The sequence below is a fragment of the Pseudonocardia halophobica genome (assembly GCF_027922425.1).
Taxonomy (GTDB): Bacteria; Actinomycetota; Actinomycetes; order Mycobacteriales; family Pseudonocardiaceae; genus Pseudonocardia; species Pseudonocardia halophobica.
In genome coordinates this window covers 290,308-304,597 of the sequence record NZ_BSFQ01000003.1, presented here as the reverse complement: position 1 = coordinate 304,597, position 14,290 = coordinate 290,308, and the positions used below count along the sequence as shown (strand labels likewise).

Here is a 14,290-nt window from a genome sequence, read left to right as displayed (position 1 = left end):
CGGAGGTGCCGGCTCGCGGGACGATCTTCCGGTGACCGACACCCGCAGGCTGCTCGGCGACGCCCGGCGGGTGGTCGTCAAGGTGGGATCGTCGTCGTTGACCAGTCTCGCGGGCGGGCTCGATCCCGCCCGCCTGCACCGGCTGGTCGACGCGCTCGCCGCCCGTCGCGCGGCCGGGTCGCAGGTCGTGCTGGTCAGCTCCGGGGCGATCGCGGCCGGCCTGGCGCCGCTCGGGCTGGCCCGCCGGCCCCGGGACCTGGCCACCCAGCAGGCCGCCGCGAGCGTCGGGCAGCTGCTGCTCGCGCACGCCTACTCGGCCTCGTTCCTCCGGCACGACCAGCGGATCGGGCAGGTCCTGCTGACCGCGGACGACATGATCCGCCGCTCGCACTACCGCAACGCGCAGCGCACCCTCGAGCGGCTGCTGGGGCTCGACGTCATCCCGGTCGTCAACGAGAACGACACCGTGGCCACGGACGAGATCCGTGTCGGCGACAACGACCGGCTCGCCGCCCTGGTGGCGCACATCGTGGGTGCGGACGCGCTGGTCCTGCTCTCGGACGTCGACGGCCTCTACGACGGCGACCCCCGCCGCCCGGGCTCCACCCTGCTCGCCGAGGTCGACGCCCCCTCCGACCTCGAGGCCGTCACCGTGGCCAAGCCCGGTCAGGGCAGCCTCGGCACCGGCGGGATGGCCACGAAGATCACGGCGGCGGCGATGGCGTCGGCGTCGGGCATCCCGGTGCTGCTCGCCGCGGCGGACGAGGTGGCCGATGCCCTCGACACGGGCGGGCCGAAGGTCGGCACGGCGTTCCGGGCGTCCGGCCGGCGGATGTCCGCACGGCTGTTCTGGATGAAGCACGCGGCGGACGTCCGCGGGCGCCTGGACCTCGACGCGGGCGCGGTGACCGCGGTGGTCGAGCGGCGGCGCTCGCTGCTGGCCCCGGGCGTGCACGGCATCGACGGCGACTTCGTCTCCGGGGACGTGGTCGACCTGGTCGGGCCGTACGGCGCGGTCGTGGCCCGGGGCGTGGTGAACTACGACGCCGCCGAGCTGCCGGGGATCATCGGGCGGCGCTCCACGGACCTGCCCCGCCACTACCGGCGGGAGATCGTGCACGCCGACGACCTCGTGATCCTCTGACGCCGGCCGGGCCGGGCGGCCACGCAGATGCGGCCGACGGTCCGGCAGGGGCAGACTCTGCGGATGACCGACCCGGCGACGGATCCGGCGCAGGCGCGCGCGCGGCTGGTGCACGGCCTCCGCGCGCACGGGTGCGCGATCACCCCCGCCGTGGTCGAGGCCTTCCTGGCCGTGCCGCGGCACCTCTTCCTGCCCGGTATCCCGATCCGCGAGGCCTACGCCGACGAGGCCGTCCCGACCCAGGTCGTCGACGGGATCGCGACCAGCTCCGCATCGCAGCCCTCGATGATGGCGATCATGCTGGAGCAGCTCGCGCCGGCGCCCGGGCACCGCGTCCTCGAGGTCGGTGCGGGCACGGGGTACAACGCCGCGCTGCTCGCCCGGCTCGTCGGCCCCGCGGGGCGGGTGGTGTCCGTGGACATCGACGGCGAGCTGGTCGAGCTGGCCGCGCGGCACCTCGCGCAGGCCGGGATCACCGGCGTGGACCTGCGGGTCGGCGACGGCGCACTCGGCGTCCCCGACGCCGCCCCGTACGACCGCATCGTGCTCACCGTCGGCAGCTGGGACCTCCGGCCGGAGTGGGTGGCCCAGCTCGTGCCGGGCGGGCGGCTGCTGCTGCCGCTCACGGTCCGGGGCAGCCAGCTGTCCGTGGCCTTCGACCTGCGGCCCGACGGGGTGCTGGAGAGCCGGTCGGTCCGCAGCTGCGCGTTCATCCGGCTGCGCGGGGCCGGTGCGGGGCCGGAGGCGGTCGAGCGGGTCGGACCCGGGTGGGCGGCGCAGGTGCCGGAGGGCGACACCCCCGACCTGGAGGCGGTCGCCGGGCTGCTCGACGAGCCGCGGAAGCTGCACCGGTCGACCGGGAGCCTCGACCGCGCGGACGTGTGGGACGGGCTGGGGTTGTGGCTCATGCTCACGGTCCCCGGAGCGCTGCGGCTGCTGACCGGCGACGCCGAGGACCCGCCCGGGTACTGGCTGGTCCCGACCGGGCAGGGGCGGGCGACGGTGGCGGTCACCGTGCCCGGCGGGCTCGCCGCGCTGGTCACCGAGCCGGCCGGGGTGCGCGCCTTCGGGCCCGAGGGCGAGACGGCCGTGCGCCTGCTGCGGGCCGGGGTCGACGCCTGGCACGCCGCAGGCCGGCCGCACGCCGCGGACCTGCGGATCCTCGCCGTGCCCGCGGGGGCGGCGCTGCCCGGCGAGGGCGCGGTCGTCGAGAAGGAGCTCAGCCGGTTGGTGGTGGCACCGGCACCAGCCTGACCAGCGGGATCTCCCGATCGGTCCGGCGCTGGTAACCGGCGTAGTTGCGATAGCGGGAGGCGATGCGCTCCCACAGCGCAGGCCGCTCGTCGGGTCCCACGATCTCCGCGCGGCGCGGCTCGCGCGGCCCGCCGCGCACCGAGACCTGCACGTCCGGGTGGTCGCGGAGGTTGAGGAACCAGGCCGGGTGGTGGTCGTCGCCGCCGCGCGAGGCGACGACCACGAGGGTGTCGCCCTCCACCAGCGGCGCGGTGAGCAGGACCGAGCGGGGCTCGCCGCTGCGCCGGCCGACCGTCGTCAGCTCGAGGACGGGCATCCCCGCGGCGTCGTGGCCGACGCGGCCGCCGGTCGCCTTGAGCAGCAGGCGGTGGGCGGCGTTCATGCCCTTCAGCACGAGATCATGAGGCACGGCCCGAGCCTAGGCCGCGTTCAGCGGGGTAACGGCGGCCGGGGGCGGGGCGAACGGCAGGGCGTGGATGTCGGGGACAGCGGGCGGGACCGGCCGGGGGGCGTACTGCTGGAGCCGCCTGCGGGCCGCTGGACGTCCGGACGGATCCGGGCCCGGCGACCGTGGAACCCGCGGCCCGCGCCGCTGGACACGGAGGCCGTCCTGCGGATCCGCCGGGCGGCGGGTGTGGCGCTCGACCGGTATCCCGGGCCCGTGGGCCAGCTGATCGCGGCCGAGCTGCTCGACTACGCCGACCAGGGTTGGCGCGGGGACGCCGAGGGGCTGTCCGAGCGGCTGGTCGCCGACCTGCTCGGCGAGGCGCCGCCGAACTGAGGCGCGTGCTCCGCCGGGCGGGTGTGCCCGGACGGGCCGGGGCGACGTCGTCGGCGCCCCCGGCCTCGTCGGCCTGCCGCGGCAGGCGTCGGGGTCGGCTCAGACGCCGGCGGAGGCCGCGTGCCTGCCGATGAGGGTGCCGAGGCGGGGGAGGGCCTCCTCGACGTTCTTGCGGGCGTTCGGGCGCAGCTTGGCGTAGGCCTTCTTCAGCGCCTCCGAGCTGGAGCCCTCGGCGCGCCGGTCGGTGACACCGAGCAGCGCGTCGGCGGCCTCGGGGCGGCCGGCCAGGTAGGCACCGAAGTCGGTGCCCGCCCCGGCGGTCCGGTAGTCGGCGTAGAAGGGCTGCAGGGCGCCGGCGAACTGGGGCAGCATCCGGTCGACCGCCGCGGGCACCACGCCGGGCCGGATCTTCGACACGGTCTGGTAGCCGAGCTTGACGGCGGCGCCGGACATGCCGCCCTTGTCCTTCACCTCCTGCCCGACGAGCTCGTTCAGGTCGGCGACGACGGCGGGCCGGCGCGCGGGGTCGGTGAGGATGGTCTCGAGGTTCTGCGTCACGGGGGCTCGTCCTCTCTCACGGGGAGTCGGTGCGGGCGAGTCCGGAAGGTATTACACGCGTGTGATTCACCCTGACGGGCCCCGTGAGCGCGCGGTGACGGCGGGTGCGGTAGGCGGTCAGCCCGCCAGGGCCAGGGCGAGGGGGAGGACGGCGGGGGCGCCCGCGCGGCGGACGGCCCGGGCGGCGACGGTCATCGTCCAGCCCGAGTCGACCAGGTCGTCGACCAGGAGCACGGGTCCGCCGACGGCCGAGAGGTCGGGGAGCGCGGCGGTGTCGAACCCCTCCCACACCGCGGCCAGCCGCTGCGCCGAGTTCTCGTGCGTGCCCGGGCGCTCGCCGGCCGGGGGGAGCGTGCCGAGCAGCGGCAACCGCCCGATCTCGGCGATCCGGCGGGCCAGGTGCTCGAGCTGGTGGGGGCGGGTGCGCGACCCGATCCCGACGACGCCGACCGGCCGCTGCGCCCAGTCCCAGCCCGCGAGCACGCGCACCACGGCGTCGAGCAGGTCGGAGGGAACGGGCTGGTCCGGCCCGGCGAGTAGCTCGCGCAGCCGCGTGCCCCAGCCGATGTCCGACAGCCGCCCGACGGCCCGCCCGGGCTCGGCCAGCTCGTCGGCCTTCAGCCGGCCCGACGCCGGGATCCCCAGCTCCTTCATGCCGCTCGGCCACATCTTGCGGGGCGCGAGCTCCACGCCCGGCTTCTGCAGCCGTTCGGCCGCGGCCGCCGACACGTCGGCGGAGACCTCCTGGGACCAGACGGTGCCGCTGCAGACGTCGCACCGGCCGCACGGCGTGGGGTCCGGATCGTCGAGCTGGCGGCGCAGGAAGACCAGCCGGCACTCGTCCGTGGAGAGGTAGTCGAGCATCGCCTGCTGCTCGGCCTTGCGCGCGGCGGCGACCCGCTGGTGCCGCTCGCGGTCGTACACCCACTCCGCGCCGGTGCCGATCCAGCCACCCTTGACCCGCTTCGCCGCCCCGTCCGAGTCGAGGACCTTGAGCAGCATCTCGAGCCGCGTGCGCGACAGGTCGACGCGGGTCTCCAGCGCGGCCGTGGAGAGCGGCTGGTCCGACAGCGCGGCGAGGGTCTGCCGCACCAGCGGCTCCGGCGGGAACGCCAGCGAGGCGAAGTACGCCCAGATCTCCCGGTCCTCGCGGCCGGGCAGGAGCACCACCTCGGCCCGGTCCAGCGCGCGCCCGGCGCGGCCGATCTGCTGGTAGTAGGCCACGGGGGAGGAGGGCGCACCGAGGTGGACGACGAACCCGAGATCCGGCTTGTCGAAGCCCATCCCGAGCGCCGACGTGGCGACCAGCGCCTTCACCCGGTTGCCGAGCAGGTCGGCCTCCGCGTCGAGCCGCTCCTCGGCGTCCGTCCTACCGGTGTAGGCGCGCACGGCGAAGCCGCGCTCGCGCAGGAACTCCGCGACCTCCTCCGCCGCCTGCACGGTGAGCGTGTAGACGATCCCGGCGCCGGGCAGCTCGTCGAGCCGGGAGGCGAGCCAGGCCAGCCGGTCGGCGGGCGAGTCGATCGACACCACGGACAGCCGCAGGGAATCGCGGTCGAGCGAGCCGCGCAGCACCAGCGGCTCGCCGGACTGCAACCCCAGCTGCTCGGTCACGTCCGTGACCACGCGGTCGTTGGCCGTGGCCGTGGTGGCCAGCACCGGGATACCCTCGGGGAGCTCGGCGATCAGTGCGCGCAGCCGCCGGTAGTCGGGGCGGAAGTCGTGCCCCCAGTCGGACACGCAGTGCGCCTCGTCGACCACCAGCATCCCCGCGGTCCGGGTCAGCTCGGGCAGCACGCGGTCCCGGAAGTCCGGGTTGTTGAGCCGCTCCGGGCTCACGAGCAGGACGTCGACCTCGCCGGCGGCGATCTCGGCGTAGGTCTGCTCCCACTCGTCGAGGTTCGCGGAGTTGACCGTGACGGCCACGATCCCGGCGCGGGTGGCCGCGTCGATCTGGTTGCGCATCAGCGCGAGCAGCGGTGACACGATCACCGTGGGCCCCGCGCCCTGCTCCCGTAGTAGCGCCGTGGCCAGGAAGTACACCGCGGACTTGCCCCAGCCGGTGCGCTGCACGACCAGCGCGCGCCGGTGCTCGGCAACGAGGGCGTGGATCGCCCGCCACTGGTCCTCGCGCAGCCGGGCGCCCTCGCCCGCGAGGGTCTGCAGCAGCTCCTCGGCGCGCGAGCGCAGGTCCTGTTCCGTGGTGGTCACGCCCCCATGGTGGCGGCAACCCCCGACAGGAACCGACCGGCCCCGCGGATCCGGCGCGCGGAACCGCGGGCCCGGGGCCGGGGGCGCTCAGGCCCGGCCGGTCGGCCGGTGCAGGTAGCGCCCGGTCGGCTCGCCGACGACCTGCCCGTCGTCGTAGACCGGCCGCCCGCGCAGGAAGGTCGTGGTGACCGTCGACCCGATCTCCAGCCCGCGGAAGGGCGTGTACTCCTGCGTCGACTCGGAGTCCGCCGGGTCGACCACGTACGACCGGTCCGGGTCGACGAGGGCGATGTCGGCGTCGAAGCCGGGCGCGATGTCGCCCTTGGTCGGCAGCCCGAGGCGCTGCGCCGGGTTCCAGGCGGTCAGCTCGGCGACCCGGGACATCGACAGCCCCCGCTTGCGGCCCTCGCCGACCAGCCCGGGCAGCAGGTACTCGGTGCCGCCGAAGCCGGACTTCGCGGCGAACACGTCGTTCTTGTCCTTCCCGAACTTCAGCTCCTCCTTGCAGCACGCGTGGTCGGAGACGACCCAGCTCACGTCCCCGGCCAGCAGGTGCCCCCACAGCGCCTCGACGTCCTCGCGCGGCCGGATCGGCGGGTTCACCTTGGCGCCGATGCCGTCCGCCGTGGTCACGTCCGTGAGCAGGTGCCCGATCGTGACCTCGCGGCGGAAGTCGACGTGCGGGAAGGCGCGCGCCATGGTCATCGCCGCCTCCATCGCCTTGGCCGACGACAGGTGCAGCAGGTTGATCGTGGGCAGCTGCGTCTCGTGCGCGAGGTAGGAGGCGATGGTGACCGCGAGGCCCTCGGAGTGCGGCGGACGGGAGGCGCTGTAGGCCTCGAGCCCGGTGAGCCGCCCCTCCTCCTCGACGAGCTTCGTGTAGGCGGTCATGATCTCGGCCGTCTCGCAATGCAGCGACAGCGAGATCTGGTCGGCGATGTCCGGGTTCGCCTCGCGCGCCGCCTGGATGCCGCGCATGACGAACTCGAAGTGCGCCAGGTCGTACCGCTCGCCCTCGGGGATCATGAGGAACGAGTTCTGGTCCGCCGAGCGACCGTGCAGGCCGTGGCTGCCGTAGAACATGAAGATCTTGAACGAGGTCACACCGTGGTCCCGGACCAGTGCCGGGATCTCGTCGATGTGCGAGCGCTGCATCGGGGCGAGGTGGAAGGCGTAGTCGACGTACGAGCGGCCCTCCGCCGCGGCCAGCACCTCGGGGAAGACCTCGGCGTAGCTGCCGCCCCGGTTGAGGTAGTACTGCCCGGTGCGCATGTAGGTCAGCGAGGTCGTCACGCCGCCCTGGGCGCACGCGCGGCTCTCGGTCGCGGTGTCCTCGGCGAGCGGGTTGTAGATGCCCCAGTGCTGGTGCGCGTCGACCACGCCGGGGAAGGCCAGGCGGCCGCGGCCCTCGTGCACGGCGGTGCCCCCGGGCACCTCGATCCGGCCCGCCACCTCGGACACCCGCCCGTCGGTCACGGCGATGTCGGCGTGCTGCGGCTCGCTCCCGCCGGGCCGGACGACCCGGACGTCGCGGATGATCAGGTCGGGCTGGCTCATCGTGCTGCACCTTCTTCGACGGAGGGAACGGCCGCGCGGGCGACGTGCCCGGCGGCCAGGTAGGCGAGGCCGAGGGCGGGCAGCAGCCCGTTCCCGGCGAGGTAGCCGGCGGCGCCGTGGCCGGAGATCCCGACCGCGGCCCCGCCGGAGGCGTAGAGGCCCGGCAGCGGCGCGCCGCCGGCGTCGACGACCCGGGCGTGGGCGTCGACACGCAGGCCGCCCTGGGTGTGGAAGAGCGCGGGCACGATCTCCACCGCGTGGAACGGGCTCGTGAGCGGCGCCTCGACCGTGCGGCCGAAGCGGTCCGCGGCCGCACCGCGGGCGACGGCGGCGAGGGCGTCGATCTCCTCGGCCAGGGGCCCGGCCGGCAGACCCGTGGCGGCGGCGAGCTCCGCGACGGTCGCGCCCGTGCGGACGGCCCCGGCGGAGCGGACGTCGAGGTAGTCGGTGAACGTGCGGCACAGGGCGTCGATCCGCCCGTCGTACACCATCCAGCCGCGTCCGCCGGGCTGCGCGGCGAGGGTGGCGGCGTACTCGGAGTAACCGGTGGTCTCGTCGCCGAAGCGGCGGCCCGACCCGTCGACGACCGCCCCGCCGTGCATGACCGCGGTCCAGGTCAGGAGGGTCCGGGCCTTCGCCGAGAGGGCGGCGTGCCCCTGGTAGGCGTCCAGGCATCCCGTGGCCGCGCCGTGTGCGGTGCCGATCCGCAGCGCGTCGCCGCGCGAGTGCTCGCTGCCGTGGTAGTGGGCGTCGGCGATCTCCGGCAGGTGGGTCCGGACGAGCTCCGGGTCGGCGCCGAAACCGTTGGTGGCCAGGAGGACCGCGCGGGCCGCGATCTCCTCGCGGGTCCCGTCCGGATGCTCGACGACGGCGACCCTGGTCCCGTCCGGCCCGGGCGGGGCGTCGACGAGCCGGCAGGGGGCGAGCACGTCGACGCGCCGCGACGCCGCCACGGCGTCGGACAGGTACCTGAGCAGGGCCGAGCCGTGCCGGCCCGGAACCGTGTGCACGCGTGGAACGGAATGGCCGGGGTAGTCGAAGTCCGTGGGTAGCTCGATCGGCATGCCGACGTGGTCGGCGAGCCATTCGACCAGCTCGGCGCCGACCTCGGCGAGGGCTCGGGCGACCACGGGGTCGGCCGTGCCGTGCGTCTTGGCCTCGACGTCGGCCAGGAACCGGGCGGGAGAGTCCTCGATCCCCGCGGCGGCCTGGAAGCGCGACCCGGGGCCCGGGACCATCGCCGTCGACATCGAGGTGTTGTTGCCGCGCAGGAAGTGCGGGTCGGCCTCGACCACCAGCACGTCGAGCCCCAGCTGCGCGGCGTGGGTCGCGCCGGCGAGACCACCGCCCGCCCCGGCGATCACCAGGTCGACCTCCGTCACCCGGACCTCCGTTCCGCTGAGAGAAACAGCATCGGACCTCGTAGGGTGTAGCGATGAGACCACTCGACCTGGACTTATGCAAGGCCCTGACACGGATCGCTTGACATCTGGCGCACCCGCGGCTCAGTCTTTGTTCCGTCGAGCGGGACAACCGGAGGGGCGCATGGCCGAGACGACCGGCGGCACCGGGGCCACCGAGCGGGTGGCGGACGTGCTGCTGCTCTTCACCGACGGGCCGCCGACGCTCGGGGTCACCCGGGTGGCCCGCGAGCTGGACCTGTCGAAGGCGGTCGTGCACCGCATCCTGCAGTCGCTCACCGGGCGCGGGCTGATCGCCTACGACCCGGCGACCCGCGAGTACCGTCTCGGGCCCGCCGCCGTGGCCCTCGGCGGCCGCGCCCTGCGCGACTCGGACCTGCGTTCGGCGGCGCTGCCCCACCTGGTCGACCTGCGCGACCGGTTGCGGGAGACCGCCACGGTGAGCGCGAAGGTGCACGGCGGCCGCGTCTACCTCGACCAGGTCGTGGGGACGCACGAGATCACCATGTCCGTCGAGCTCGGCCGCCGGTTCCCGCTGCACGCCGGCTCGTCCGGCAAGTGCATGCTCGCGTTCGCCCCGGCCGACGAGATCGACGCGGTGCTCGCCGGTGCCCTCCCGTCGCTGACGGCCGCCACCCTGACCGAGCCGGACGTGCTGCACGCCGAGCTCGACCGGATCCGGGAGTGCGGCTACGCGGCCTCCGCCGGCGAGCGGCAGGCCGACGCCGGGTCCGTCGCGGCCCCGGTCTTCGGCCCGTCGGGCGACGTCGTCGGCGCGGTCTCGGTCTGCGGACCCCGGTTCCGGGTCACGGACGAGTTCGTCGCGGCCACCGCGCCCGAGGTCGTCGCGGCCGCAGCCCGGGTCTCCGCACGGCTCGCCGACCGCGCTCCCGCCCGACCGCCCCGCACGCCCGCACGCAACGCTGCGCCCGTCGTAGCCGGAAGGACGTCATGACCGCACCAGGCACCCTGCCCGGAGCCGGCCCGGACGCGCTGGAGGGCCTGCGGGTCCTCGACGCGTCCACGCTGTTCGCCGGGCCCCTCGCGGCGACCCTGCTCGGCGACCACGGCGCCGAGGTGATCAAGATCGAGCACCCGCGCGGGGACCCCGCACGGACCCACGGCGTGCAGCGCGACGGCGTCGGCCTCTGGTGGAAGATGCTGGCGCGCAACAAGAAGTCCGTCACGCTCGTGCTGTCCACACCGCGCGGGCAGGAGCTGTTCCGCGAGCTCGCCGCCGACGCGGACGTGGTGATCGAGAACTTCCGCCCGGGGACCCTGGAGCGCTGGGGGCTGGGCTGGGAGGAGCTCTCGGCCCGCAACCCGCGGCTGGTCCTCGCCCGGGTCACCGGGTTCGGGCAGTTCGGGCCCTACGCGTCGCGCCCGGGGTTCGGCACGCTCGCCGAGGCCATGAGCGGCTTCGCCGCGATCACCGGCGAGCCGGACGGCCCGCCCACCCTGCCGCCCTTCGGCCTCGCCGACGGCGTCGCGGCCCTGACCACGGCGTTCGGGATCATGACGGCGCTGCGGGCGCGGGAGACCACCGGCCGCGGGCAGGTGCTCGACATGGCCATCATCGAGCCGCTGCTGCACCTGCTCGGCCCGCAGGTCATCGGGTACGACCAGCTCGGCGTCCTGCAGCCGCGCACCGGCAACCGGTCCACCAACAACGCGCCGCGCAACACCTACCGCTGCGCGGACGGCCGCTGGGTCGCCGTGTCCACCAGCGCCCAGTCGATCGCCGAGCGCGTGATGCGGCTGGTCGGGGCGCCCGAGCTGATCGACGAGCCGTGGTTCGCCTCCGGCGCCTCGCGTGCCGAGCACGTCGAGGAGCTCGACGCGGCGGTGGGCGCCTGGATCGCGGCGCGGGACCGCGACGACGTGATCGAGGCCTTCGAGAAGGCCGAGGCCGCCGTCGCCCCGATCTACACCGCCGCCGACGTGCTGGCCGACCCGCAGTACGCCGCGCTCGGCAGCATCGTCCGGGTCGACGACGAGGAGCTCGGCCCGATCCGCTTCCAGAACGTGCCGTTCCGGCTGTCGGAGACGCCCGGCCGGGTCCGCAGCGCCGGTCCGCGGCTGGGCCGCGACACGGCGGAGGTCCTGGGCCGCTACGGCGTCGACGCCGCCGAGCTGGAGCGGCTGCGCACGGAGGGGGTCGTGTGACGGTCGCGCCCACTGCCCCGCGCACCGCCCTCGGCCGCGCGCGGAGCTGGCTCTACGTACCCGCCCACCGGACCGACGTCGTCGCGAAGGCGCTGGCGGGGGCGGCCGACGCCGTGGTGCTCGACCTCGAGGACGCCGTCCCCGCCGACGCCAAGGCCGCCGCGCGCGAGGCCGCCGCGTCCGTCTCGCGGGGCCGGCTCCCGGTGTGGGTGCGGATGAACGGCATCGGCACGCCCTGGGCCGCCGACGACCTCGCCGCCCTCGCCGGGGCGGACATCGACGGGGTCCGGGTGCCCAAGGCGGACGATCCCGCGGCCGTCGCCGCACTGGCCGAGCGGCTGGGCCGACCGCTGCACCTGCTGGTCGAGAACGCCCTGGGCGTGGAACGGGCCTTCGGGCTCGCCACCTGCCACCCGCTGGTCGCCGGCCTCTCGCTCGGCGAGGCCGACCTCGCCGCCGACCTGCGGGTCCGCGGGTCCGGGCTGGAGTGGGCCCGCGGCCGGGTGGTCGTCGCCGCCCGGGCCGCCGGCCTGCCGAGCCCGGTGGCCAGCGTCTGGACCGACCTGGGCGATCCGGAGGGCCTCGCGGCCGACTCCGCCGCCGCCCGCGACGCCGGCTTCTTCGGCCGCTCGGTGATCCACCCCGCCCAGATCGGCCCGGTGCACCGGGCCTTCACCCCCGACCCGGACGAGGTCGCCCGGGCGCGCGAGCTGCTCCGGTCGCTGGAGTCGGCCGGCGAGTCCGCCTGGGTCGACCCGCGGGGCCGGTTCGTCGACCCCGCGGTGGTGTCCGGGGCGCGCTGGGTCGTCGAGCTCGCGGACACCCTCCCCGACCCCCACGAACCGGCGCAGCACCGCCCGCGCGCCGGGAAGGAGCTCCCATGACCGCCACGACCACGGGTTCCGCGCTGCTGGACGCGGTCCGCGCCGGCGCCCGCGTGATCGAGCTGGGGCACCCGCTCTACACCGGCATGCCCAGCTCGCCCAACCACCCCGGCTTCCGGATGACGCTCGAGCGCCGGCACGGCGACGCCGTCCGGCCCGACGGCGGCTCGGCCTCGAACGAGATCATCGTGACCGGCGGGCACGTCGGCACCCACGTCGACGCGTTGTCCCACGTCAGCCACGAGGGCCTGCTGCACGGCGGGATCGACGCCGCCGAGGCGCAGCGCGGCGGGAAGCACACCGCGCACGGGGCCGAGACCATCCCGCCGATGGTCACCCGCGGGGTGCTGCTCGACGTGGCCGCGGTGCATGGGGTCGACACCCTCGAGGGCGGCTACGGCGTCACGGCCGGGGACCTCGAGGCCGCGGCCGCGCGGGTGGGCGCCGAGCCGGGGCGGGGCGACATCGCGCTGGTCCGGACCGGGTGGGGCCGCCTGTTCGGCGACACGACCGCCTACCTCGGCAAGGAGTCCGGGGTGCCCGGCGTGACCGTCGACGGGGCGCGCTGGCTCGCCGAGCGCGGCGTGGTCGCGACCGGCTCCGACACCACCGCCTTCGAGCAGATCCCCGCTGGCGCCGGGCACCGCGTCCTGCCGGTGCACCGGGTGCTGCTGGTCGAGCACGGCATCCACATCGTGGAGCACCTCGCGCTCGAGGACGCCGCCGCGGCCGGGCTCGGGGAGTTCCTGGCCGTGTTCGCCCCGCTGCGCATCGTCGGTGGCACGGGTGCGCCGGTCCGCCCGCTCGCGGTGGTGGCCGCGTGAGCGCCCCGACCGCCACCCGCACCCCGGCCCAGCGGATCGGCGAGGTCGCCGCGCGGATCGCCGCCGACGGCATCCCCACCGACGTGGCGGACGACGTCGTCGCCCGCACCGTCGACGTCCTCGGCAACTGCCTGGCGGCCACCCGCGAGGAGCCGGCCCGGATCGTCGGCGCGGTCGTGGGGGAGTGGGGCGGGGGCGGCACGGCCACCGCCGTCGGCCGCGCCGAGCCGCTGCCCGCCCCGTCGGCCGCGCTGGTCAACGGCACCCTCGCGCACTCCCTCGACTTCGACGACACGCACCTGCCGTCCGTGCTGCACCCGTCGTCGTCGGTGATCCCGGCGGCGCTCGCAACGGCCGAGCGGGTCGGCGCGTCCGGCCCGGCGATGCTGGCCGCGGCCGCCGTCGGCATCGAGGTGACCTGCCGGCTCGGCATGGCCGGCTACGACGAGGAGCTGGGCAACTCCGTGTTCTTCGAGCGCGGCCAGCACGCCACGGCGATCTGCGGCGCGGTCGGCGCCGCCGTCGCGGCGGGCATGCTGTCCGGGCTCGACGCCGAGCAGCTGACCTCGGTCGTCGGGATCGCCGCCAGCATGGGCGCCGGGGTCATCGAGGCGAACCGGACCGGCGGCACGATCAAGCGGGTGCACTGCGGCTGGGCCGCGCACGCCGGCGTCGCCGCCGCGGACCTGGCCCGGCACGGCCTGACCGGGCCGCCGACCGTGATCGAGGGGCGGTTCGGGTTCCTGCAGGCCTTCTGCGGCGACCGGGTGCACGTCGAGCGTGTCACCGACGGGTTCGGCGAGGAGTGGGAGACGCCGGGGATCTTCTTCAAGCCCTACCCCTGCAACCACTTCACCCACGCCGGGATCGACGCGGCGCTCGCGCTGCGCGCCCACGGGGTGGAGCCGGACGACGTGCGGGCCCTCACCCTCGGCGTCCCGGCCCCCGTACTGCGCACCATCGCCGAGCCGCCCGAGGAGAAGGCGCGACCGCGGTCGGGGTACCACGCGGCGTTCAGCGGGCCCTACACCGTGGCCGCCGCGCTGCTGGGCGGCGGCGGGCTCGGGGTGTTCCACGAGGACTTCACCGACGCGGCCGCCGCCGACCCGCGGCGGCTCGACCTGGCCGGCCGCGTGCGGGTGGTCGCCGACGAGGAGTCGACGGCGCTGTTCCCGCGCCAGTTCCCGGCGGTCCTGACCGCCGAGCTCGCCGACGGCCGCACGGTCACCGAACGGGTCCGGGCGAACCGCGGCGGTCCGGCCAACCCGCTCTCCGCCGACGAGCTGTCGACGAAGTTCACCGGGAACGCCGACCGCGCCCTGGTGCCGGGTGCCGCCGCGGACGTCGTGGCCGCCGTGTGGGCCCTGCGCGACGGCCGGCCCGTCCGCGACGCCCTCGCGATTCTGCGCCGCTCCGAATTGTTCCTCTGAACGGAACGAATTCCTGAGGAGATCTTGTTATCGACTCACCTGTTCGTTGACGTAAGGCAG

The 14,290-nt window shown here is 75.6% G+C and carries 13 protein-coding genes; 8 read left to right on the top strand and 5 right to left on the bottom strand.

Going from position 1 to position 14,290, the window contains the following annotated elements; all coding sequences use genetic code 11:
* Positions 1–31 precede the first annotated feature (31 nt).
* Complete coding sequence (gene proB, locus PKE99_RS05875; protein WP_037043347.1) at positions 32–1,144, top strand: glutamate 5-kinase; 1,113 nt, start codon at positions 32–34, stop codon at positions 1,142–1,144.
* A gap of 63 nt (positions 1,145–1,207) precedes the next feature.
* Positions 1,208–2,398 carry a methyltransferase domain-containing protein gene (locus PKE99_RS05870; protein WP_037043349.1) on the top strand — a complete coding sequence of 397 codons (1,191 nt, stop codon included), beginning with the start codon at positions 1,208–1,210 and terminating at the stop codon, positions 2,396–2,398.
* Here PKE99_RS05870 and PKE99_RS05865 read toward each other — a convergent pair.
* Positions 2,364–2,807: a nitroreductase/quinone reductase family protein gene (locus PKE99_RS05865; protein WP_037043351.1), complete on the bottom strand. Its 444-nt coding sequence runs from the start codon at positions 2,805–2,807 to the stop codon at positions 2,364–2,366. The genes PKE99_RS05870 and PKE99_RS05865 overlap by 35 nt on opposite strands.
* Before the next feature lie 63 nt (positions 2,808–2,870).
* Here PKE99_RS05865 and PKE99_RS05860 point away from each other — a divergent pair, with 63 nt between their 5' ends.
* Positions 2,871–3,179 (top strand): hypothetical protein, encoded by a 309-nt coding sequence (locus PKE99_RS05860; RefSeq protein WP_037043353.1) that lies wholly within the window; start codon positions 2,871–2,873, stop codon positions 3,177–3,179.
* A 99-nt stretch (positions 3,180–3,278) separates the two neighbouring features.
* Here the strand turns inward: PKE99_RS05860 and PKE99_RS05855 are convergent, their stop codons facing one another.
* The 4 genes from PKE99_RS05855 to PKE99_RS05840 form a co-directional block, all read right to left on the bottom strand.
* A complete protein-coding gene (locus tag PKE99_RS05855) occupies positions 3,279–3,737 on the bottom strand; it encodes a DUF6918 family protein (RefSeq protein ID WP_037043354.1) in 459 nt (152 codons plus the stop codon).
* 117 nt (positions 3,738–3,854) lie between these two features.
* On the bottom strand, positions 3,855–5,948 hold the full coding sequence (locus PKE99_RS05850) for a RecQ family ATP-dependent DNA helicase (RefSeq protein ID WP_037043356.1): 2,094 nt from the start codon (positions 5,946–5,948) through the stop codon (positions 3,855–3,857).
* A gap of 87 nt (positions 5,949–6,035) precedes the next feature.
* Complete coding sequence (locus PKE99_RS05845; RefSeq protein WP_037043358.1) at positions 6,036–7,505, bottom strand: dihydroorotase; 1,470 nt, start codon at positions 7,503–7,505, stop codon at positions 6,036–6,038.
* Positions 7,502–8,887 (bottom strand): FAD-dependent oxidoreductase, encoded by a 1,386-nt coding sequence (locus tag PKE99_RS05840; protein ID WP_037043359.1) that lies wholly within the window; start codon positions 8,885–8,887, stop codon positions 7,502–7,504. The genes PKE99_RS05845 and PKE99_RS05840 overlap by 4 nt, the downstream gene beginning before the upstream one ends.
* 163 nt (positions 8,888–9,050) lie before the next feature.
* Between PKE99_RS05840 and PKE99_RS05835 the strand changes: the two genes are divergently transcribed.
* From PKE99_RS05835 to PKE99_RS05815, 5 genes are read left to right on the top strand one after another with little or no spacing between them, the layout of a single operon-like run.
* Positions 9,051–9,881 carry an IclR family transcriptional regulator gene (locus tag PKE99_RS05835; protein ID WP_063739709.1) on the top strand — a complete coding sequence of 277 codons (831 nt, stop codon included), beginning with the start codon at positions 9,051–9,053 and terminating at the stop codon, positions 9,879–9,881.
* Positions 9,878–11,092, top strand: a complete 1,215-nt coding sequence (locus PKE99_RS05830) for a CaiB/BaiF CoA transferase family protein (RefSeq protein ID WP_037043360.1) — start codon at positions 9,878–9,880, stop codon at positions 11,090–11,092. The genes PKE99_RS05835 and PKE99_RS05830 overlap by 4 nt, the downstream gene beginning before the upstream one ends.
* A complete protein-coding gene (locus PKE99_RS05825; RefSeq protein WP_063739710.1) occupies positions 11,089–11,976 on the top strand; it encodes an HpcH/HpaI aldolase/citrate lyase family protein in 888 nt (295 codons plus the stop codon). The genes PKE99_RS05830 and PKE99_RS05825 overlap by 4 nt, the downstream gene beginning before the upstream one ends.
* Positions 11,973–12,800, top strand: a complete 828-nt coding sequence (locus PKE99_RS05820; RefSeq protein ID WP_037043361.1) for a cyclase family protein — start codon at positions 11,973–11,975, stop codon at positions 12,798–12,800. Before PKE99_RS05825 ends, PKE99_RS05820 begins: the two co-directional genes overlap by 4 nt.
* Entirely contained in the window at positions 12,797–14,230 is a 1,434-nt protein-coding gene (locus PKE99_RS05815) for an MmgE/PrpD family protein (RefSeq protein ID WP_037043362.1), read from the top strand. The genes PKE99_RS05820 and PKE99_RS05815 overlap by 4 nt, the downstream gene beginning before the upstream one ends.
* Positions 14,231–14,290 lie beyond the last annotated feature (60 nt).